The sequence below is a fragment of the Microbacterium hydrocarbonoxydans genome, from assembly GCF_000956475.1.
GTDB classification, from domain to species: domain Bacteria; phylum Actinomycetota; class Actinomycetes; order Actinomycetales; family Microbacteriaceae; genus Microbacterium; species Microbacterium hydrocarbonoxydans_A.
The window spans coordinates 1-20977 of sequence record NZ_JYJB01000007.1; the positions used below are offsets into that span (position 1 = coordinate 1).

Annotated in this window: 17 protein-coding genes; 12 read left to right on the plus strand and 5 right to left on the minus strand. The window is 68.6% G+C overall.

Annotation, left to right across the window (positions count from 1 at the left end; translation table 11 throughout):
* Positions 1–95: 95 nt before the first annotated feature.
* Both argG and RS84_RS04945 read right to left on the minus strand, forming a co-directional pair.
* A complete protein-coding gene (gene argG, locus RS84_RS04940) occupies positions 96–1541 on the minus strand; it encodes an argininosuccinate synthase (protein WP_045256677.1) in 1446 nt (481 codons plus the stop codon).
* A 104-nt stretch (positions 1542–1645) separates the two neighbouring features.
* On the minus strand, positions 1646–2041 hold the full coding sequence (locus RS84_RS04945; RefSeq protein ID WP_045256678.1) for a winged helix-turn-helix transcriptional regulator: 396 nt from the start codon (positions 2039–2041) through the stop codon (positions 1646–1648).
* 99 nt (positions 2042–2140) lie between these two features.
* Here RS84_RS04945 and RS84_RS04950 point away from each other — a divergent pair, with 99 nt between their 5' ends.
* From RS84_RS04950 to RS84_RS04965, 4 genes are all read left to right on the plus strand, one after another.
* Complete coding sequence (locus RS84_RS04950) at positions 2141–3511, plus strand: MFS transporter (protein WP_160298160.1); 1371 nt, start codon at positions 2141–2143, stop codon at positions 3509–3511.
* A 23-nt stretch (positions 3512–3534) separates the two neighbouring features.
* Positions 3535–4317 (plus strand): NAD(P)H-dependent oxidoreductase, encoded by a 783-nt coding sequence (locus RS84_RS04955; protein WP_045256680.1) that lies wholly within the window; start codon positions 3535–3537, stop codon positions 4315–4317.
* Positions 4318–4462: 145 nt separating this feature from the next.
* On the plus strand, positions 4463–5431 hold the full coding sequence (locus tag RS84_RS04960) for an alpha/beta hydrolase (RefSeq protein WP_045256681.1): 969 nt from the start codon (positions 4463–4465) through the stop codon (positions 5429–5431).
* A gap of 64 nt (positions 5432–5495) precedes the next feature.
* Positions 5496–6482, plus strand: a complete 987-nt coding sequence (locus RS84_RS04965; RefSeq protein WP_235281387.1) for a hypothetical protein — start codon at positions 5496–5498, stop codon at positions 6480–6482.
* A 139-nt stretch (positions 6483–6621) separates the two neighbouring features.
* On the opposite strand, the gene RS84_RS04970 is transcribed toward RS84_RS04965, so the two are convergent.
* From RS84_RS04970 to RS84_RS04980, 3 genes are read right to left on the minus strand one after another with little or no spacing between them, the layout of a single operon-like run.
* On the minus strand, positions 6622–7593 hold the full coding sequence (locus RS84_RS04970; RefSeq protein ID WP_045256683.1) for an acetylxylan esterase: 972 nt from the start codon (positions 7591–7593) through the stop codon (positions 6622–6624).
* 45 nt (positions 7594–7638) lie between these two features.
* Positions 7639–8667: a LacI family DNA-binding transcriptional regulator gene (locus RS84_RS04975; protein ID WP_045256684.1), complete on the minus strand. Its 1029-nt coding sequence runs from the start codon at positions 8665–8667 to the stop codon at positions 7639–7641.
* Positions 8664–9698 carry a LacI family DNA-binding transcriptional regulator gene (locus RS84_RS04980; RefSeq protein WP_045256685.1) on the minus strand — a complete coding sequence of 345 codons (1035 nt, stop codon included), beginning with the start codon at positions 9696–9698 and terminating at the stop codon, positions 8664–8666. Before RS84_RS04980 ends, RS84_RS04975 begins: the two co-directional genes overlap by 4 nt.
* A 283-nt stretch (positions 9699–9981) precedes the next feature.
* On the opposite strand from RS84_RS04980, the gene RS84_RS04985 reads away from it, so the two are divergent.
* The 8 genes from RS84_RS04985 (at position 9982) to RS84_RS18605 (ending at position 20975) form a co-directional block, all read left to right on the plus strand.
* Positions 9982–11295 (plus strand): ABC transporter substrate-binding protein, encoded by a 1314-nt coding sequence (locus RS84_RS04985; RefSeq protein ID WP_045256686.1) that lies wholly within the window; start codon positions 9982–9984, stop codon positions 11293–11295.
* Between the two features lie 41 nt (positions 11296–11336).
* A complete protein-coding gene (locus RS84_RS04990) occupies positions 11337–12305 on the plus strand; it encodes a carbohydrate ABC transporter permease (protein WP_045256687.1) in 969 nt (322 codons plus the stop codon).
* A complete protein-coding gene (locus RS84_RS04995) occupies positions 12302–13198 on the plus strand; it encodes a carbohydrate ABC transporter permease (protein ID WP_082062053.1) in 897 nt (298 codons plus the stop codon). Before RS84_RS04990 ends, RS84_RS04995 begins: the two co-directional genes overlap by 4 nt.
* Entirely contained in the window at positions 13195–15678 is a 2484-nt protein-coding gene (locus RS84_RS05000; RefSeq protein WP_045256688.1) for a glycoside hydrolase family 2 protein, read from the plus strand. Before RS84_RS04995 ends, RS84_RS05000 begins: the two co-directional genes overlap by 4 nt.
* Positions 15675–16643, plus strand: coding sequence for a glycoside hydrolase family 113 (locus RS84_RS05005; protein ID WP_200891977.1), 969 nt, complete (start codon positions 15675–15677; stop codon positions 16641–16643). Before RS84_RS05000 ends, RS84_RS05005 begins: the two co-directional genes overlap by 4 nt.
* 150 nt (positions 16644–16793) lie before the next feature.
* Positions 16794–19640, plus strand: coding sequence for a glycosyl hydrolase (locus RS84_RS05010; RefSeq protein ID WP_052676223.1), 2847 nt, complete (start codon positions 16794–16796; stop codon positions 19638–19640).
* 149 nt (positions 19641–19789) lie between these two features.
* Positions 19790–20371: a helix-turn-helix domain-containing protein gene (locus RS84_RS05015; protein ID WP_045256689.1), complete on the plus strand. Its 582-nt coding sequence runs from the start codon at positions 19790–19792 to the stop codon at positions 20369–20371.
* Positions 20372–20450: 79 nt separating this feature from the next.
* Positions 20451–20975: a hypothetical protein gene (locus tag RS84_RS18605; protein WP_052676224.1), complete on the plus strand. Its 525-nt coding sequence runs from the start codon at positions 20451–20453 to the stop codon at positions 20973–20975.
* Positions 20976–20977: the final 2 nt, after the last annotated feature.

Genomic DNA, 20977 nt, shown 5'->3' on the forward strand with positions numbered 1-20977 from the left:
GGCGCACGGAGGGGAGGGGACAGCGGCGGGGAAGTCACTGGGAACGTCGGAGGGGCGGATGCTGTGCAGCATCCGCCCCTCCGAGAAGACAGCCGTCAGTCGGTGCCGGAGTCGAAGGCGGCACCCTCGGACGCCGTGTCGACGGCGTCGGCCAGGGTCTCGTCCGCCTCCGAGATCGAGCCGTGCACCGACTCGGTGATCTCGCCGGACTCGCCCGCAGTGACGCGTCCGACCAGCTCGCCCGTCGCACCGCCGACGAGGCCGAGGCTCGCGTACTGCTCGAGGCGCGCGCGAGAGTCGGCGATGTCGAGGTTGCGCATCGTGAGCTGGCCGATGCGGTCGACCGGACCGAAGGCGGCGTCGCCGACGCGCTCCATCGAGAGCTTCTCGGGTGCGTAGGAGAGGTTGGGGGAGACCGTGTCGATGATGGTCCAGTCGTCGCCGCGACGCAGGCGAACGGTGACCGAGCCCGAGATCGTCGAACCGACCCAGCGCTGGATCGACTCCCGCAGCATGAGCGACTGCGGCTCGAGCCAGCGGCCCTCGTACATCAGGCGGCCGAGGCGACGCCCCTGCTCGTGGTACGTCGCGAGAGTGTCCTCGTTCAGGATGCCGTTGACCAGGCGCTCATAGGTGATGAACAGCAGCGCCATCGCCGGAGCCTCGTAGATGCCACGCGACTTCGCCTCGATGATGCGGTTCTCGATCTGATCGCTCATGCCCAGGCCGTGGCGGCCGCCGATGCGGTTGGCCTCGTGCACGAGCTCGACCGGGTTGCTGTACTCGACGCCGTTGATGGCGACCGGGCGACCGGCTTCGAAGGTGACGGTGACGTCTTCGGTCTCGATCGCGACCGACGGGTCCCAGAACTTGACGCCCATGATCGGGTCGACCGTCTCGAGCGAGACGTCGAGGTGCTCCAGGGTCTTCGCCTCGTGCGTGGCGCCCCAGATGTTGGCGTCGGTCGAGTACGCCTTCTCTGCGGAGTCACGGTAGGGGAAGCCGTGCGCGACGAGCCACTCGCTCATCTCCTGCCGGCCGCCGAGCTCGGTGACGAAGTCGGCGTCGAGCCACGGCTTGTAGATGCGCAGACGGGGGTTGGCCAGCAGACCGTAGCGATAGAACCGCTCGATGTCGTTGCCCTTGTAGGTCGAGCCGTCGCCCCAGATGTCGACGCCGTCGTCCTTCATGGCGCGCACCAGCATGGTGCCGGTGACGGCGCGGCCCAGCGGCGTGGTGTTGAAGTAGGTCTTGCCGCCGGAGCGGATGTGGAAGGCGCCGCAGGCGAGGGCGACGAAGCCCTCTTCGACGAGCGCGGTCTTGGCGTCGACGAGGCGAGCGACCTCGGCGCCGTACTCGAGCGCACGCCCGGGGATCGACTCGATGTCGTCCTCATCGGGCTGGCCGAGGTCTCCCGTGTACGTGCAGGGCACCGCGCCCTTGTCGCGCATCCAGGCGACGGCGACGGAGGTGTCTAGTCCTCCGGAGAAGGCGATGCCGACGCGCTCGCCGACGGGCAGTGACTGGAGAACCTTGGACATGGTCCCAGTCTATCGGCGGCGTGTCGGCTGTTTCGGCGGGGGCGGATGCCGGTGGCTGGGCGTAGCCGGTGACCCGACGGAACGCCGCCGCCGTGGCGCCCCGCCTATGCCGGTGTCTTATGCGACGCCGGTGGCGCGGCAGCATCGAGCGCGGATCGCTGAGTAGCCGCGTACTGGCCGCCCCACGCGGTGAGCGCGTCGATGAGAGGCATGGAGCCGAGGCCGAGGTCGCTCAGGCGGTACTCCACCTTCGGAGGAACCTGCCGGTACACCTCGCGCGTGATCAGTCCGTCGTCTTCGAGCTCGCGCAGCTGGCGCGTGAGAACGCGGGCCGTCGGCTCGTCGAGCAGGCGGCTGAGCTCGCCGAAGCGGAGCACCTCATGCTCACCGAGCAGGCTGAGGATGCTCGGCTTCCACGCCCCGCCGAGAACCGCGATCGAGATCTCGGCGTCGCAGGCGTCGCCCCACTCGCGCACGATGCGTTCGGTCTTCTCCCTCATCGCTCCGCCTTCCGTCGACGATCATGGTATCCGAAACGTCAGTATGTTACCTGGATGACCGTACTTGTCGGAATCGTACCTCTCCGCCAGACTCGGGTGGTGACCTTCCCTGTCCCTGTCGTCTCCGCTCCTGTGCGCCCTGCCCGGCACCCGTGGTTGGCCATGGTGCCGCTGCTCCTCGGCATCCTCATCGGAGCCCTTGCGATCAGCAGCGTGTCGACCGCGCTGCCCGCGATACGCGGCGACCTGATGCTGTCCGACAGCGGTGCGCTGTGGCTGGTCGACGTGTACGCGCTGTCGCTCGCGGCGACCCTCATCCTCGCCTCGCGCATCGGCGACGCCTTCGGCCGCAAGCGCATCGTGCTGCTCGGCCTCGCCGGCTTCGCGGCGCTCAACCTCGTGGGCGGGCTCGCGCAGGACGGACTGCTGCTGATCGTGGTGCGCGCGCTGCTCGGCGTCGCGGAGGCGTTCGTGGTGGCGGGGGTCGTCGCGACGATCGGCGTGCACTACCAGGCGCGTCAGCGCGTGCTGGCGTACGGGCTCTGGACGGCGACCTTCGGCACCGGCAGCGCGCTCGGGCCTGTGCTCGGCGGCATCGTCACGGAGGGCCCGGGATGGCGGTGGCTGCTGCTCGGCAGCGTGCCCCTCGCGGTGGTCGCCGGCATCCTCGCGACCTGGCTGGTTCCCGATTCGCACAGTTCCCGGCCCGCGTCGTGGGACGTGCTCAGCATCCTGTCGTCGATCGTCGCGCTCGGCGCGCTCGTGTTCGCCGTGCACGAGGCGCTCGCGACACCGAGCGCCGCCGCCGTCGCCGCCGTCGTCGCCATCGCGACTCTCGTGTACTTCATCCGGCGCCAGCGCGCGCTCCGCGAACCCCTCATCGACATGCGGCTGTTCTCGGTGCCCGGGTTCAGCCCGGCGATCATGCGCATCGTGGCGAGCAGCGGCGTGGCTGCGGCATCCGTCCTGCTCGTCAGCCTGCACCTGCAGGATCTGCGCGCTCATACGGCTGCCGAGGCGGGGATCGCGATCCTCCCGCAGGCGGTCGCGATCGCCTTGGGCGGTGTCGTCGCCCCGTTGTTCCTGCGCTGGCTGACCTCGCCCACGCTGACCGTGCTCGCGCTCGTCGTGCAGGGAGCCGGGCTCGCGTGGCTGGCTTTCGCCCCCGACGTCGTGGCGATTCCGCTCGTGCTCGTCGGCGCCGGGTTCGGGGTCGCCGCGACTCTGGCGGCCACGACCCTCTTCGACGTCACGACGGAAGATGACGCCGGGCAGGTCGGAGCGATCCAGGAGGTGAGCTTCTCGCTCGGCGGCGGACTCGGCATCGCGGTGCTCGGCACGATCTCGACGATCGTCGGCGCCGGCGGATTCGCCGTGGCACTCGTCGTCGCCGCCGTGGCCGTGCTGGCGGCAGCAGTGCTGCCGTTGTGGCAGGGTGCCTCCGCGAACGCCGCAGCCGACGCTCACTGACGCAGATCTGACGAAAGGACACCATGTCGACGCGCCCTGTCGCCCACTGGATCCACGCCCACCCGCAGGCGGATTCCTTCAACTCTCTGCTCTTCCGCGAGGGAGTCGAAGCGCTCTCCCGCGACTACGACGTCGTCACCAGTGACCTGTACCGGCAGGGATTCGACCCCGTGCTCGCAGCGCGCGACTTCGGCGACCCGCTCGGGCGGCCCGGCAACGTGGTCGACCTCATGGGCGAGGTGTTCGCCGAGGGCCGAGTGCCCGACGACGTGGCCGAGGAGCAGCGCAGGCTCGCCGCGGCGGACCTCATCGTGCTGCAGTTCCCACTCTGGTGGTACGGGCCGCCGGCGATCCTGAAGGGGTGGTTCGACCGGGTGCTCACGAACGGGTTCGCGTACGGTCCGAACGACCCCGAGACCGGCCTCCCTCTCCGCTACGGCGACGGTCTGCTGTCGGGGCGCCGCGCGCTCGTGATCGTCACAGCGGGTGAAGACGACCGCTCGATCGGCAGTCGTGGCATCAGCGGCGACATCGACCAGCTGCTGTTCCCGCTCACGCACGGCACGCTCTGGTACACCGGCATCGAGCCGCTCGACCTGCACGTCGTCCACGATGCCGACGGCCTCGACGCGGACGATGTCGAGCGCGAGACCGCGCGGCTGCTCGCGCGTCTCGACGGCGTCGTCGATGAGGTGCCGAGCCGTCCGTACCGGCGGCTGAAAGACGGGGACTACCGGGGCACCCGCGCGCTGCGCGCCGACCTCCTGCCCGGACGCACCGACCTCGACATCCACCGCATCCGCTGAGCCCGTCGCCGGTCAGGCGCTCGCCGCCCCGCCACACGGCGGCAGAGACGAGGCGGATCGGCCCCATTCGGCGGGTTACGCTCGGTAGTACGGGAGGGGACGCTGGTCGAGTCGCCGCATGGTGACAGTGGACAAAGGAGTTCCGATGACTGACACGCTCATCCGCCCGCCGTTCGACCCCGAACTCGAAGCGGCGCTGTCGCTCATGGGCGATGCGTTCCCGTCGACGATCACGCCAGAGATGATCCCGATCATGCGCTCTGCGGCGGTGTTCCCCGGTCCGACGCCGCAAGAGGTGCTCGCCGAGCGAGGATTCGTGCATCGCGATGTCACGATCCCCGGACACGAAGGCGACGAGATCGTGGTCACGGTGATCCACAGAGAAGGCCGAACCGGTCGCGGCCCCGGTTTCTTCCACACTCACGGCGGCGGCATGATCATCGGCAACCGGTGGCTCGGGGTCGAGGGGTTCCTCGGCTGGGCGGAGCGCTTCAACGGTGTGATCGTGACGGTCGAGTACCGGCTCGCGCCCGAATTCCCCGATCCGTATCCGGTCGAAGATTGCTATGCGGGCCTCGTGTGGATGGCCGAGCACGCCGACGAGCTCGGAGTGGATCTCGACCGTCTGCTCATCGGCGGCGCGAGCGCGGGCGGAGGACTCGCCGCGGGAACGACACTGCTCGCGCGCGATCGGAAGGGTCCGGTGCTGATAGGGCAGCTTCTGATCTACCCCATGCTGGATGATCGCGATCAGACGGTGTCGACAAGGCAGATCGACGGCGAGGGTGTGTGGGATCGCGGGTCGAACCTCACCGGATGGACGGCACTGCTCGGAGACCGTCGAGGTACGGATGACGTGTCGATCTATGCCGCGCCGGCGCGGAACACGGATTTCTCGAACCTGCCGCCGGCGTACATCGACGCGGGGAGTGCGGAGGTGTTCCGCGACGAAGACGTCGCCTACGCGACGAAGCTCTGGGAGGCCGGGATCCAGGCGGAGCTGCACGTGTTCGCCGGCGGATTCCACGGGTTCGACAACTTCGCCCCTCAGGCGTCGGTGTCGCAGGCGATGCTCGCGGCACGTGACAACTGGGTGAACCGGCTGCTCGGCTGAAACGCCCCCTATGGGGTCGCGCGCTCGACCCCGTAGGGTGGAACCCCGCGCGATGGAGCCCGACATGCAAGATCTGCTGGGGCGGCTCACCGCCCTCGACCCGGATGCGAGCGAGACGCTCAAGGTCGTCTCGTACTTCGATGCGCTCGTAGCCCGGTCGGTCGGGATGGAGAGCATGCTTCGCGGGGCTGCCCTGCTCAGCGGTGCGACCGTGGGGCATAGCGACGGACGCCAGGCCATGCGCGTGCGCGCGGACGGCGTGCGCATCGAACCCGGTGACGTCTCGGACAGGTGGCCTGCGCGGGCGAGCGGCCCCGATGCCGTCGCATGGATCGAGCGAGACGGCGATCTCCACACCAACGACGCCATGATTCTCGAACGGCTGGCTCTCGCGCTCGGCATCATCCGCGCGCGTCGCACGATCGGGCCGGAGAGCGCGGTCGAGTTGGCGATCAGCGCCTACACCGGAGTACAGGAACGCGAAGGTGCTCTGGCGAGGCTGCGTTTGGGCGACGGCCCCCTCGTCGTCCTGGCGTCTCCCCCTGATCCGTCGCCCTCCTCTCAACATCCGTCGGCTGTCGTCGCCACGAGCCACGGCCTGACGAGGGCGACCATCGTGCGCCAGGGGTCGGATCCTCTCTTGCTGTGGCCGGCCGCGGCCGACCTGCGCCTCGGTGTCGGCGTACCGGGACTCGCGCCGGCCTCGTGGTCGTCAGCGCTCATTGCCGTTCGTCTCACCAGCGCCTCGGCGCCTGTCATCGACGCCACCGACCTCGGGGCGGCACTGATCGTCGCAGAGGCGGCCGAAGGCAGACCGCTGCATCCGGATGCCGAAGCTCTCTCGAGTCTCGACCCGCGAAGTCTCGCGCTCCTCGATGCCGTCGTCGAGGAGCAGAGCGTCCGGGCGGCGGCCTCGCGACTCGGCCGCCACCACTCGAGCGTGCAGGAGAAGCTCACGGCCCTGACCGATGTCCTGGGTTACGACCCGCGCACCTCGAGGGGTCACACCCGATACACACTCGCGCGCATGCTCCTCACCCTGGCAGGGTGAGTGTGCTGCACAGAGCGGATGCGGCGCGCCCCCGCTGCGCGAGGACAGGTGAACGCGCCAGGAGAAGACGCCTGCCGGCATCCGTGCTGTTCTCGTGCAGTCGAACTGCTCTCGGAAGGCCGCAGAGGCGACCCGCCTCTCAGCCCTGCAGACGCGCAGCGAGCCAGGCGGCCTGGCGCTGCCAGTGCATCCCCTGCCCGCCCTCGTGCTCGTTGAAGGGGTACTCGATCACCTCTGCACCACCGAGGTGGCCGTTGGCTGCTGCGTACACCGTCGACGGCGGGCAGATCGGGTCCATGAGCGCGACCGAATAGAGTGCGGGGGCGGCTGCCCGCGCCGCGAAGTTCGCCCCGTCGAAGTACGACAGGGTCCGGAACGTCTGATCCACGGCATCGCGGTGCACGGACAGGTAGCGGACGATCTCGTTGTAGGGGTCTCTGTCGGTCAGACCGACCGCCCGCTCGAAGTGGCAGAGGAACGGCACATCGGGCATGACGCCGACGAGGCCGTCGCTGAGGCCGGCCGCGGCGATCGCGATGCCGCCGCCCTGGCTGCCGCCGGTGACGGCGACCCGTGCATCGTCGACCTGGTCGAGCCCTCGCATGGCGTCGATGAACAGCGCCGCATCGGTGAACACCCGACGGTAGTAGTACTGCTCGGGGTCGTCGATGCCGCGGGTCATGAACCCGGAAGCCGAGGCGCCGGTGCCGTGCGGATCGGGGGTGTCTCCGCCGGTTCCCCATGCACTGCCCTGACCGCGCGTGTCCATGAAGGCCCAGGCGTAGCCGGAGGCAGCCCACGCGAGGCGCTCGTGCGGCAGACCGCGTCCACCGCCGTAGCCGTTGAACTCGACCACGGTCGGCAGCGGTCCGGATGCGCCGGCCGGCACGACGAACCACCCGCGAACCGCATCGCCGCCGAACCCGCTGAACGAGACGTCGTACACCTCGACCAGAGTGAGGGGCGACTCGACGCGGGTCAGCGTCGGCGGCTGCGCGACCGCGCGCGACTCCGCGAGCGTGCGCGCCCAGAACTCGTCGAAGTCGTCGGGCGTCTGCACGGCGGGACGGTACGAGCGCAGCTCGGCGACGGGCAGGTCGAAACGGGGCATGGCGATCGATCTCCAGGGTTCATCGGGGGTGGACGAGAGCGAGGCTCACGCAGAGCGTATCGGAGCGTCTGCGGTGGACCCGCGCACCTCGAGCCTGGGGGTGGAATCCAGGAAGGCGGCAGGTGCGCTGCCGCTCATCACGTCGAACAGGCGTCGGGCGGCGTGCGCCCCGAATGCGACGACGTCGTGGCTCAGCGTCGTGAGCGCGGGGACCGTGTAGCGGCAGATCAGCGAATCGTCCCAGGCGATGATCGAGACGTCCTCCGGAACCCGCAGACCAGCGCGCGCGAAGACGCCCAAGGAGGCGATCGCCATGATGTCGTTGTCGTAGACGAAGGCGGTGGGGGGATCGGATGCCGCGATCGCCTGCTCGGTGACCCTGGCGCCTTCCTCCGGCGAGTAGTCGGTGCGCAGCAGCATCCCCTCGCATCCGAGCGCGGCGATCTCGTCGCGGAAGGCGGCGTCGCGGATCTGCGTGTGCACGAGCGCCGAGAGACCGGCGACACGCGCGATGCGCCGGTGCCCCGCAGCCGCGAGAGCGCGGACGGCCTCGCGCATCGCCTCGGCGTCATCGGTCCAGACGGTGGCCAGACCCGGAGCGGCGGTCGGGTCGGCGACGGCGACGGCGGGGAACTCCGGATGCTGGGCGAAGTAATCTGCGCGCGGGTCGTCTTCGCGGAGGTCCATGAGCAGCACGCCGTCGACTCGGCGCGTGGTGCGCCAGCGGCGCAGCGTCTTCAGCTGACTCGCCGTGTCGGGAGCGACCTGAAGCAGCAGGCCGAACCCCCGAGGGGAGAGCTCGGTCTCCATGCCGGCGATGAACTGCATGAAGAACGACTCCACGCCCAGGTTCGCAGGATCGCGGGCCAGCACGAGCCCGATGCTGTTGGTCTTCTTGGCCGTGAGCGATTTCGCCGCGGCTCCCGGCGCCCATCCCAGCTCGTCGGCGACCAGAAGGATCCGGGTGCGGGTGGCCTCGGACACTCCCTTGCGTCCGTTGAGTGCGAACGACACCGCGCCGGGGGAGACGCCGGCGCGCTCTGCGATCTCGGCGATCGTGACCTGTCTGCTCACCGATCCGCTCCGGCCCGGTCGCCTCTGGGCGGGCGCTCGCCGGTTCCGCGCTCGACCACCCAGGTCGGCAGCTCGATCTGGCGGGTGAACCCCGTGGGGTCGGCGATCCGCTCGAGGGCCAGCCGGGCGGCGCGCCGCCCCAGCTCGACCGGATCGTAGGAGATCACCGTCACCCCGAGCACGTCGGCGGTGTCGAAGTCGTCGATGCCGATGAGCGCCGGCTCCGGCCGGTCGGCTCGCGCGCGGAAGGCGCGCAGCGCGCCGACGGTCATGCGGTTGTTGCCCGTGATCAGCGCCGTGGGCGGCTCCTCCCGATCGAGCAGATCACCGATGATCTGCTCCGGACGCACGCTGCGGTCGTCGACGAGCGCCTCGAGAGGCGCGGTGTCGGTGATCCCGTGCGCGGCCATCGCCTCACGGTAACCGCGAATCCGCTCGATCTGGGTGTACACGTCTGCGGGATTGCACGCATAGGCGATGCGGCGGTGACCGAGTGAGAGCAGCCGTCTGGTGGCTTCGAAAGCGCCCCGGTGGTTCTCGATCACGATCGAGTCGGCGACGAGATTGCGGGCGGGGCGGTCGATCGCGATCACGGGAGTGCCGAGCTGGCGCTCACCCTCGAGATACGACTGGTCGCCGGCCACGGGGATCAGCAGCAGCGCGCCGATGCGCTGGGCGAGCAGGGCGTCGGCCACCCGCTCCTCGCCATCCGGCGTGTCGTCGGTGGTCGCGACGATGAGCGCGTAGCCGTTGCGGCTGAGTTCTTCTTCGATGCCTGAGGCGACCTTGTAGTAGAAGGGGTTGCTGAGGTCGCCCATCACGAACCCGAAGGTGTGGGTCGCGCCCCCGCGCCGGAGGGTGCGGGCCAGCGTGTTCGGGCGGAACCGGAGCCGCTTGGCCGCGCTCAGCACCCGCTCGACCGTGTCGGGGGAGACGAGTTCGCGATTCGCGTAGACGCGCGAGACCGTCTTCGAGCTCACGCCCGCCAGCCGGGCGACGTCGTCGAGTGTCGCTCGTGGCTGGACTGCCATCTCTGCTCCTTCGCTCAGGTTTGCAGTGCGAGCATATCAGGGCTGGCGACGCTATGTCTATCGAAAGACATTAAGTAGACATTTACCCCTTTATAGTCTGAGAGACAGGATAGAAAGATCCAGTTCAAAAGAGATAATTCTTCGATCAGGCGTCGATTCTGACGTCCAGACAGCGATGACATTTAGTTGCAGAATCTGCGATGTGAGGCCTAATCTGGCTCCGCAGCCCCACGGCACGGGGGCGGCGCCCAGTTCAAGGGTGAACCTGACAAGGAGTCCTCACATGGCAAAGAAGACAGTGGCGGCACTGGCGGCGGTCGCCGTGACCGCTATCGCGCTGAGCGGATGCTCCGCCGGCGGCGCGAGCGATCCGAACAACAAGATCGACGGCGAGGTGAAGGGCGATCTCAAGGTGATCACCTGGCGCACCGACCTCGTCGAGGACGGCACGTTCGACACGTACGTCAAGGAGTTCGAGAAGAAGTACCCCGACGTTAAGGTCACCGTCGAGGGGATCACCGACTACGAGGGCGAGATGAAGACCCGCCTCTCGACCAAGAACTACGGCGACGTGATCGGCATCCCGACCATGCAGCAGAGCCAGTTCGAGCAGTTCCTCGAGCCGCTCGGCAAGAAGGACGACTTCGCCGACAAGTACCGGTTCCTGAACACCCACTCGTACGAGGGCACCCAGTACGGCGTCGCCGTGGGCGGCAACGCCAACGGCATCGTCTACAACAAGAAGGTCTTCGAAGAAGCAGGCATCACCGAGCTGCCCACCACACCCGACGAGTTCCTGTCCGATCTGAAGAAGATCAAGAGCTCGACCGACGCGATCCCGTACTACACGAACTACAAGGACGGCTGGCCGCTGACGCAGTCGTTCAGCAACCTCGGCTCGATCACGAACAACCCCGATGCCGCGACGGAGATGGCGAAGGACGACGCACCCTGGACCGAGGGCACCGACATCTACGCGATCGACTCGCTGCTCTACGACGCGGTCGCCGAGGGCCTCACCGAGGCCGACCCCCTGACCACCAACTGGGAGCAGTCGAAGGTCGACCTCGCGACCGGCAAGATCGCGACGATGCCGCTCGGCTCCTGGGCGATCTCGCAGATGCAGGCCGCAGCGGAGGACAACGGCGCCTCGGCCGACGACATCGGCTACATGGCGTTCCCGGCGAACGTCGACGGCACGCAGTACGCAGTGATCGGCGGCGACTACAACCTGGGCGTGAGCAAGCACTCGAAGTCCAAGGCCGCGGCATGGGCGTGGATCCAGTGGTTCATCGAGGACTCCGGCTTCACCGAGGACCAGGGCATGATCTCGACCGTGAAGTCCAAGGATCTGCCCGAGAACCTCGGCGACTTCACCGCCGCCGGCGTCCAGCTCATGGAGACCAACCCGGCTCCGGCCGGCGAGGAGAGCCTGCTCAGCGACGTCTCGAACGACTCGCAGATCGACCTGTGGGGCCCGATCTACCGCCAGAAGCTCGTCGACGTCGCCCGCGGTGCCGCCGAGGGCGACAAGGACAGCTACTTCGCAGAGCTCAACGAGCGCTGGGCGGCCTCGGTCGAGAAGGTCGCGAAGTAGGCGCCTCGGAGCGCTGACGCGAGACACGAAAGGCACACACCATGGCGACTCTGGCACCGGAATCCGCAGCAGCTGCGGGTCGGGTGGCCGGCGCGACTCCGGAGGGCCGCCCGACCGGGCGGTCCTCCGGGACCACCGCACGCAGCAGGATGCTGCGCCGACTCACCCCCTACCTGTTCCTCGCCGTCGCGGTGGGGCTCCTCCTCCTGCTGACGTACTGGCCGGCGGTGAACCTGGTCTGGTACAGCCTCACCGACTGGGACGGGCTCGACCAGAACCAGAACTTCATCGGGCTCGACAACTACATCGCGGTCTTCACCGATCCGCGGGTGTTCCAGGTCTTCGGCGTCAGCCTGTACTACTTCGCCGCCTCGTTCGTGCAGATGGGCCTCGCGCTGTACTTCGCGACGATCCTCAGCTTCTCGACCCGGTTCCAGAACCTGTTCCGCGGCATCCTCTTCTTCCCCTATCTGCTCAACGGCGTCGCCATCGGCTTCGTCTTCCTCTATCTCTTCCAGCCGGGCGGAACGCTCGACACCGTGCTGGGCTGGGTCGGCGTCACCGAGCCGCCGCAGTGGCTCGGCAATCCCGACATCGCGAACTGGTCGCTCGCCGGCACCAGCGTGTGGCGCTACATGGGCATGAACTTCGTGCTGTTCCTGGGTGCGATCCAGTCGCTGCCGAGCGACCTCTACGAAGCCGCCGAACTCGACGGCGCCAGCAAGTGGCAGCAGTTCTGGGCGATCGTGTTCCCCGGCATCCGCCGTGTGATCGGCCTCTCGTTCATCCTGGCGATCTCCGGATCGCTCGCGGTCTTCGAGATCCCGTTCATCATGACGGGCGGCGCCAACGGCACGTCGACCTTCGTGATCCAGACGATCCAGACGGCGTTCAACTTCCGGCAGGTCGGTCTCGCCAGCGCGATGGCCGTCGTCCTGCTGCTGATCGTGCTGCTGGTCACCTGGGTGCAGCGCAAGCTCTTCCCCGACGAGAAGGTGGACCTGACATGACCGCCACGACGACCAACCCCGCTGTCAATCCTCGCCGTGGCGAGCGGCGCTCGGCAGGCATGCTGGCCATCCGCACGCGCACCGTGTCGGCGAAGACGGGCAAGTACCTCAGCCTCGTCATCGCCGCGGTCTGCACGCTGCTGCCCCTCGTGACCGTGGTGTTCGCGAGCCTGAAGAGCAAGCAGGAGTACGGTGCCACCGGCCCCCTTGCCCCGCCGTCGAACTGGTTCAACTTCGAGAACTTCATCACCGCTTTCAACAGCGGTCAGATGCTGCAGGGCTTCATCAACACCATGATCGTGCTCGTGGTCTCGCTGGCCGGCACGATCCTGATCGGCACCATGGCCGCGTACGCGCTCGACCGCTTCGAGTTCCGCGGCCGGAAGCTCGTGATGGGCCTGTTCCTCGTCGCCACGCTCATCCCGAGCGTCACGAGCCAGGTCGCCACGTTCCAGGTCGTGAACGGACTCGGGCTCTACGACACCAAGGCCGCCCTGATCCTGCTCTTCATGGGCACCGACATCATCGCGATCTACCTGTTCATCCAGTTCATGGCCTCAATCCCCGTGTCGCTCGACGAGGCCGCCATGATCGACGGCGCGAACCGCTGGACCATCTACTGGCGGATCATCCTGCCGCTGCTGCGTCCCGCGATCGCGACCGTCGTGATCATCAAGGGCATCGCGATCTACAACGAGTTCTACTCCCCGTTCCTGTACCTGCCCAGCGAGGACCTCATCTCGACCTCGCTGTTCCGCTTCAAGGGGCCGTTCGGCTCGCAGTGGGAGATCATCTCGGCCGGCACGCTCATCGTCATCATCCCCACCCTGATCGCCTTCCTGCTGCTGCAGCGGTGGATCTACAAGGGCCTCACCTCCGGAGCCGTCAAATGACCCTCACCAGCACCGCCGTCCTCGCCCCCGTTCGCCGCGAGCTGCAGACCGGCTGGACCGTGTCCGCAGCATCCGGACCCGCCCCCGTCGAGTTCGTGGGCGCCGTCGTCGACGCGGCCGTGCCCGGGTGCGTGCACACCGACCTGCTGAGCGCCGGGCGCATCCCCGACCCGTACCTCGACGACAACGAAGCGCTGCTCGCGTGGATCGGCCTGGTCGACTGGACCTACCGGACCACCTTCGAGTGGAAGCCCGACGGCCATGAGCGGCATGACCTGGTCTTCGACGGCCTCGACACCGTGGCCACCGTGCGGGTCAACGGGCGCGTGGTGCTCGAGAGCGCCAACCAGCACCGCTCGTACCGGGTCGACGTGCGCGAGGCCCTGATCGCCGGAGCAAACTCGCTCGAGGTCGCGTTCCGCTCGCCGATCAAGTACGCGAACGAGCAGAGCCTCGAGCTCGGCGCGCGCCCCCGCCCGTACCCGCTGCCCTACGAGGCGATTCGCAAGTCCGCCTCGAACTTCGGCTGGGACTGGGGGATCGCGACCTACACCTCTGGCATCTGGCGCCCCGTGCGCCTGGAGTCGTGGTCGGTCGCCCGCATCGTCGAGGCGCGCGTCGCCGCGTCTCCGACGGTGAGCGGCGGACGGGTCGAGGCTGAGGTCGTGATCGAGCGGGCCACGGCATCCGATGACACCGCCTTCACGATCACCGCCGAGCTCGCAGGCTCCCGAAGCGAGGTCGTCGTTCCCGCCGGCTCCGACCGGGCCACCGTGGCCGTCGAGGCGGCAGGGCTCGAGCGCTGGTGGCCGGTCGGCCACGGCGACCAGCCGCTGTACGACGTGCACCTGTCGATCCGCGAGGAGCCGCCGCACGTGCGCGGCGACCTCGACGCCGTCGTGCGCCGTGTCGGGTTCCGCACGATCGAGTGGAACACGACGGCGGATGCCGAGGGCACCCCGTTCACGCTCGTCGTGAACGATCGGCTGATCTTCGTCAAGGGCGTCAACTGGATCCCCGACGACGCGCTTCCGGTTCGCGTCGACCGCGCCCGCTACGAGCGCCGCCTGCGCCAGGCGGTCGCGGCGAACCTCAACCTCATCCGCGTGTGGGGCGGAGGCATCTACGAAGCCGACGACTTCTACGAGCTGTGCGACGAGCTGGGCCTGCTCACCTGGCAGGACTTCCTGTTCGCATGCGCGGCCTATCCCGAAGAGGAGCCGCTGCGCAGCGAGATCGAGGCCGAGGCGCGCGAGAACATCGTGCGCCTGGCGTCGCACCCCTCGCTCGTGCTGCTGACGGGCAACAACGAGAACCTGTGGGGCTTCGAGGACTGGGGGTGGAAGACGTACCTCGACGGCAAGACCTGGGGTGCGTACTACTACCACGAGCTGTTCCCGCAGCTGGTCGCCGAACTCGCACCGCACGTGCCGTACAGCCCTGGCAGCCCCTTCAGCCCGAACGGCGAGCACCCCAACGCCGAGCCGCACGGCACCATGCATCTGTGGGAGCAGTGGAACCGGCTCGACTACGGCACCTACCGCGACCACCGCCCGCGCTTCGTCGCGGAGTTCGGCTGGCAGGGACCGCCGGCGTGGTCGACGCTGGTGCGGTCGGTGTCGGATGCTCCGCTCACCCCCGAGTCGCCGGGCATGATCGTGCACCAGAAGGCGATGGAGGGAGGCGCCAAGCTCACCAACGGGCTCCTGCCGCACTTCCGCATGCCGGCGGACATGGAGACCTGGCACTGGGCCATGCAGCTGAACCAGGCGAACGCCGTGCGCTTCGCGCTCGAGCACTTCCGGTCGTGGGCCCCGCACACGATGGGCGCCGTGGTCTGGCAGCTCAACGACTGCTGGCCGGTCACGTCGTGGGCCGCCATCGACGGCGACGAGCGGCTGAAGCCCCTGTGGCACGCGCTCAAGATCGCGTTCGCGCCGCGGGTCGTGTCGGTGCAGCCGCGCGAGGGCGGCCTCGCGGCGGTGCTCTCGAACGACACCGGCGAGGTCTGGTCGGGCGAGCTCTCCGTGCGACGCCTGAGCTTCGACGGAGCGGCGCTCGCCGAGGCGACCGTGCCGTTCACTGTCGCGGCATGGGGATCGGCGACGGTCGCCCTCGACGCGCAGGTGACGACGGCGACGGATGCTGCGGGCGAGGTGCTCGTGGCGGATGCCGGCGAACGCGGGTTCTGGTTCTACGCCGAGCCGCGCGATTCGAAGCTGCCCGCCGCGCAGCTGGCCTTCGAGACCTCGGCGGTCGACGGGGGAACCGAGGTCCGCGTCACCGCGGCGAACCTTGTGCGCGACCTCTCGCTGCTGGTGGACAAGGTCGACCCCGACTCGTTCACGGAGGAGGGGCTCGTGACGCTGCTGCCGGGCGAGACCGCGACATTCCTCGTGCGGCATGCGTCGCCGATCGATGCTGCCGAGCTCACCTCGGAGCGGGTGGTCCGCACCGCGAACGAGCTGGTCGCCCGATGACGGCGTCCGTTCGTCCCGATGCGTTCGATCCGGGGTACATCGCCGGAATGACCTGGGGATGGACCGGCATCCGCGGCACCTGGGCGACGCCCGCGGCATCCGATTCCCTCGCCGCGATGGCCGACCACGGCGTCAACTGGACGGCCATCGCCTACGCGGTCGAACAGGCCACTGCGCAGTCGACCGAGATGCCGTGGAACCAGGCGCCGACGGTGACGGAAGACGAGATCGTGTGGGCGATCCGCGAGTCGAAGGCACGCGGACTGAAGGTGTGCCTGAAGCCCGTCGTGAACGTGAGCGACGGCACGTGGCGCGCCTACATCGGCTTCTTCGACTGGGACGTTCCCGGCGAGCCGAGCTGGACCGAGTGGTTCGCGTCGTACACCGAGTTCATCCTGCATGCCGCCCGGATCGCCGAGGCCGAGGGCTGCGAGATGCTCTGCATCGGCTGCGAGATGGTGCGCGCCGACTCGAGGGATGCCGAGTGGCGGGCGCTCGCGGACGCGGTCCGCGAGGTGTACTCGGGCGTGATCGCATACAACTGCGACAAGTACCAGGAGGACCACGTCACCTGGTGGGACGCGGTCGATGTGATCACCTCGAGCGGCTATTACCCGATCGACCGGTGGGACGCAGAGCTCGATCGCATCCAGAAGGTGGTGGATGCCGCCGGCAAGCCGTTCTTCTTCATGGAGGCGGGCTGTCCCTCGCGCGTCGGCTCGGCCGACAAGCCGAACGACTGGAACCTCCAGGGCGCCCCATCGGGCGACGAGCAGCTTCGCTACTACCGCGCCATGTTCGACGCATGCGACGCGCGACCATGGGTGCGCGGCTTCATGCTGTGGGACTGGCCGCCCGCGCTGTACGCCGCCGCGGATGCGAGCGAGAACGACGACTACTGCCCCTACGGCAAGCCCGCCGGAGAGTACCTGCGCGAGAAGTACCGCTCCAAGACCGCGAGCTGAGCCGAGATCCGCGACGCTTCGACAAGCTCAGCGCTCCAGTTCTGGTGGGTCCCTGAGCCTGTTCCGGTGGGTCCCTGGGCCCTGTTCCGGTGGGTCCCTGAGCTTGTCGAAGGGCCCACACCCCGCATCACACCGATCAAAGGAGATCCGATGAGACATCGCCGTACCCGCTCCGTCGCCGCGCTCGGCGCGGCCGTCTTGCTCGGGGCGCTGGTCGCTCCGGCATCCGTGCATCAGGCATCCGCTGCCGACGAGACCGCTGCACCCGTCGATCTGGTCGACGATCAGGCGACGCCCGAGACCCGCAGCCTGTTCGCGTACCTGCAGGGCGTGCGCGGCGAGAACGTGCTGTTCGGTCAGCAGCACGCGACCGACTATGGCGAGAGCTTCGACACCCGCGACGGCGTCTCGAGCGACGTGAAGGCCGCGACCGGCGACTATCCGGCGGTGTTCGGCTTCGACACCCTCATCATCGAGGGGCGCGAGCGGCCGGGCGTGGCCGAGGCGACGCGCGAGCAGAACGCGCTCACGCTCGCGCACTCGATCCGCGAGGCCCACGACCTCGGCGCGATCTCGACGCTGTCGGCGCACGTCGAGAACTTCGCGACGGGCGGCGACTTCTACGACACCTCGGGCGACGCGCTGCGCGCCGCCCTCCCCGGTGGTCCGAAGAACGCCGAGCTCACCGCTTATCTCGACCTGATCGCGCTCGCGGCCGACAATGCGGTGGATGCCGACGGCACCCCGATCCCGGTCGTATTCCGTCCGTGGCATGAGAACGCCGGATCGTGGTTCTGGTGGGGCGCGGCCTTCGGGTCGCCAGGCGAGTACGCCGAGCTGTACCGATACACGGTCGAGTACCTGCGCGACGTGAAGGGCGTGCACAACCTGCTCTACGCCTTCTCGCCCGGCGGCGGTTTCGGCGGGGATCAGGACCTCTATCTGCGCACCTATCCGGGTGACGATTTCATCGACGTGCTCGGCTACGACACCTACGACGCCTCGGCCTCGCCCGCCTTCCTGACCGGCCTCGTCGACGACCTGGGCATGATCGCGGACCTTGCCGACCAGAAGGGCAAGATCAGTGCCTTCACCGAGTTCGGCATCACCAACGGCGTGCAGCCCGACGGTGCGAACGCGAACCCGCACTGGTACACCGACGTGCTCGACGCGATCAAGGCCGATCCCGAGGCGTCGCGGTCGGCGTACATGCTGACCTGGGCGAACTTCGGCGGCGACACGACCCCGTACACGCCGGCCTCCGGCGAGATGCTGCCCGACTTCCAGGCGTTCCACGACGACCCGTTCACCTCGTTCGCAGCCGACGTCGAGGGCGAGTCCGGCATCGAGACGACGGCTGTCGCCGAGGCGCCGACTGTGCACCTGGCCAGCCCGGCCAGCGGCGCGCGCGTCGCCGCGAGCCCCGCGACCGTCCGTGCATCGGTGCGCGGGCTCGACGCCGATCAGGTGACCGTGACGGTCGACGGCACCGACATCTCCCTCGAGCTGAAGTCACCGGCTGACGGGTCGCTGTGGTGGACCGGTGAGCTCGCGCTCCCGGCCGAGCTGCTCGACAACTCCACGAGGGCTCTCACGGTGCACGTGCTGTCGGACGGTCAGGAGGTCGCCACGCAGGCGTCGACGATCATCGCCGGCCCGCGCCCCGTGCTCGCGCACGGCGTGGTCGACGACTTCGACGGATACGGCGACGACGCGGCGCTGCGCAGCGAGTTCGTGCAGTACGGCGCCAACACGATCAGCCTCGAGACGCAGAGCGTGGGCGACGGCACCGGCGCACTGCGTCTCGACTACTCGTTCGCGACGCAGTCGTACACCGGAATCGGCAAGCAGGTGACCGACGATTGGTCGGATCTCGGCGCGCTCGAGCTGTGGCTCGACCCGGATGCCTCGAACAACAAGCTCGTGCTGCAGATCGCCGCGGGCGGCATCGCCTTCGAGGCCTACCCGTCGCTTGCCGGTGACGACCCGACGCAGCTGTCGATCCCGTTCACCGACTGGCGTCCCGCGCCGTGGGACACCGCGAACGCCGACAAGCGGCTCACGCCCGAGATGCTCGCGAAGGTCACGCAGTTCAACGTCTACGTCAACGCGGTGGAGGGTGCTGCGGCATCCGGCTCTCTCGTGATCGACTCGATTCGCGCCGTGCCGGGCGCGCCCCTCTATTCCGACGTCCCGAACGACCACCCGGATGCCGCCGCGATCCGGTGGCTGCACGACGAGGTCATCGACCTCGGCGACGCCGGGCGATTCCACCCGAGCAGGTCGTTGAAGGATGCCGATGCGACCGCGGTCTTCGCAGCCTACGATGCGTCCGTCGAAGGCCCGCTCTCGTCGCGCCGTCTGGCGATCACCGAGGCGCTCTGGCGGGTGGCGGGTTCGCCCGCGCCGACAGTCGCGCACACGTTCAAGGATGTTCCAGTCGCATCGCGGGCCGCGGTGTCGTGGGCTGCAGAGGAAGGGATCGTCGACGGAGCCTCCGGCGTGAAGTTCGGCGTCAACGGCCGCGTCGACCGCGCCGAGATCGCCCGCTGGCTGCTGCGCGCCGACGTGTATCGCACGGCGCACGAGGGCACCGTGATCTCCGACTTCGAGACCGGGGCGCAGGGATGGGCCATCGCCTCATGGGAGACCAACGGCGGCACGGTCTCCGCTGCCGACGGCGCCCTCGTGGTCGATCCTGACGAGGGCGGCAACTGGGTGAGCTGGACAGGTGGGCTCGATCTGAGCGGTCGCACCAGGCTGTTGCTGGACGTCTCGTCGACGACGGGCTTCGACACCAAGGCGGCTCTGCAGCTCGGCCCTGATTGGACCTGGTGCGAGACCGCGCTGGCCGGCTGGACTGGCACGCCGGGCATCGCGGCGATCGACCTGACGACGCTGAGCCCGCAGTGCCAGGCGCTGCTCGGCCAGGTGCGCGGCATCAACGTGTACCTCAACGAGGGACATCACGTGCTGGAGGCCATCAGCGCGCAGTGACCGCACGGCCCGGTCGGGGCCCGGAGATCTCGGACCATCTGTCACGCGGGCGGCGTGTCGACGGTCGACATGCCGCCCGCGTGCAGTCTGGTCCGTGCTTTCCGGGACAATCGAGCGTTATCGTATTAGAGAACACGGGAAGGTGGATGATGGGCATCTCCGATTCGCTGCGACGAGCGCGACGGCACTCGGGCGAGAGTCTGCGAAGCATCGCTGCCCGCGCCGGTGTCGGTGCGGGCAACCTCAGCGCGATCGAGAACGGCCACCGCGACCCGACGACGTCGACAGTGGATCGGATCGCGTTCGCCGTCGGCATCGAGTTCATACCGGTCGCCACGCGCGGCCGGACCTCGGCAGCGCGGGCGGCGGATCAGATCGCGGGGGCGGAAGAGCGGGGCGAGCATCCATTGGCCTATCGGCGATTCATCCAGCTCGCCGACGACCTCGCCTCGGTCGATCCCGTGACCCGGGTTCTCCTCGCGGCCGAGGCGCCGACCGACTACGCATCTCGGTGGCTCGATGCCATCGCCGCAGTCGTCGAGTTGCGCCTGCGTGAGGTGTCCGCCCCCGTCCCTTCCTGGGCGCTCGAACGCGCAGGCGCCCCCGACTCGCGGTGGGAGCCCCAGCGGGGCGCCCGGCCTCTCCCGGTGTCGGCCGATCCTGCCGAGGTGCCGCCCGAGTTCCTCCGCCGCGGTGTGGTGATCGAGTGCGGCGAACTCGCGAGCGTGTGACGCGCTCGTCTTCCTAAGAGGGAACACGCCGAGCACTCTCACCCGCGCCGACATCATCGACGGCATCCGACAGATCATTGTGCGGCTTCGCGACGCAGGCGCCACGGCGACGATCCAGATCGTCGGCGGCGCTGCCATCGCCCTCACGCTCGATGGCGACAGGCCGGCGACCGTCGATGTGGACGGTTCGATCACGCCGGTGGAGGATGTCGAAGTCATTGCAGCTCGACTCGCCCGCGAACGGGGGTGGCCAGCGGATTGGGTGAACGACAAGGCCAAGATCTTCCTTCCGGATGGCATGGGGCGCAGTCCGGAGTGGGTCACTCTTTACGACGAGGACGGGATCGTCGTGCAGGCGGCATCTCCTTCGATGCTGCTGGCGATGAAGCGCCGCGCAGTCGAACGCCGCGGGCTCCGAGACATCGACGACGTCGCCATCCTCCTGTCCGTCATCGGCATCGACGACGCCGATGCGGCCGAGGGCCTTCTGAACGAGTTCTTTCCCGGCGAAGATCTCTCGCCGAGGACGTATGAGCGGATTTGGAAGGTGCTGGCGGCCGGTCTTCCGTCTCGCATGCAGCCGCCGCCACCTGACTTCTCCTGAGA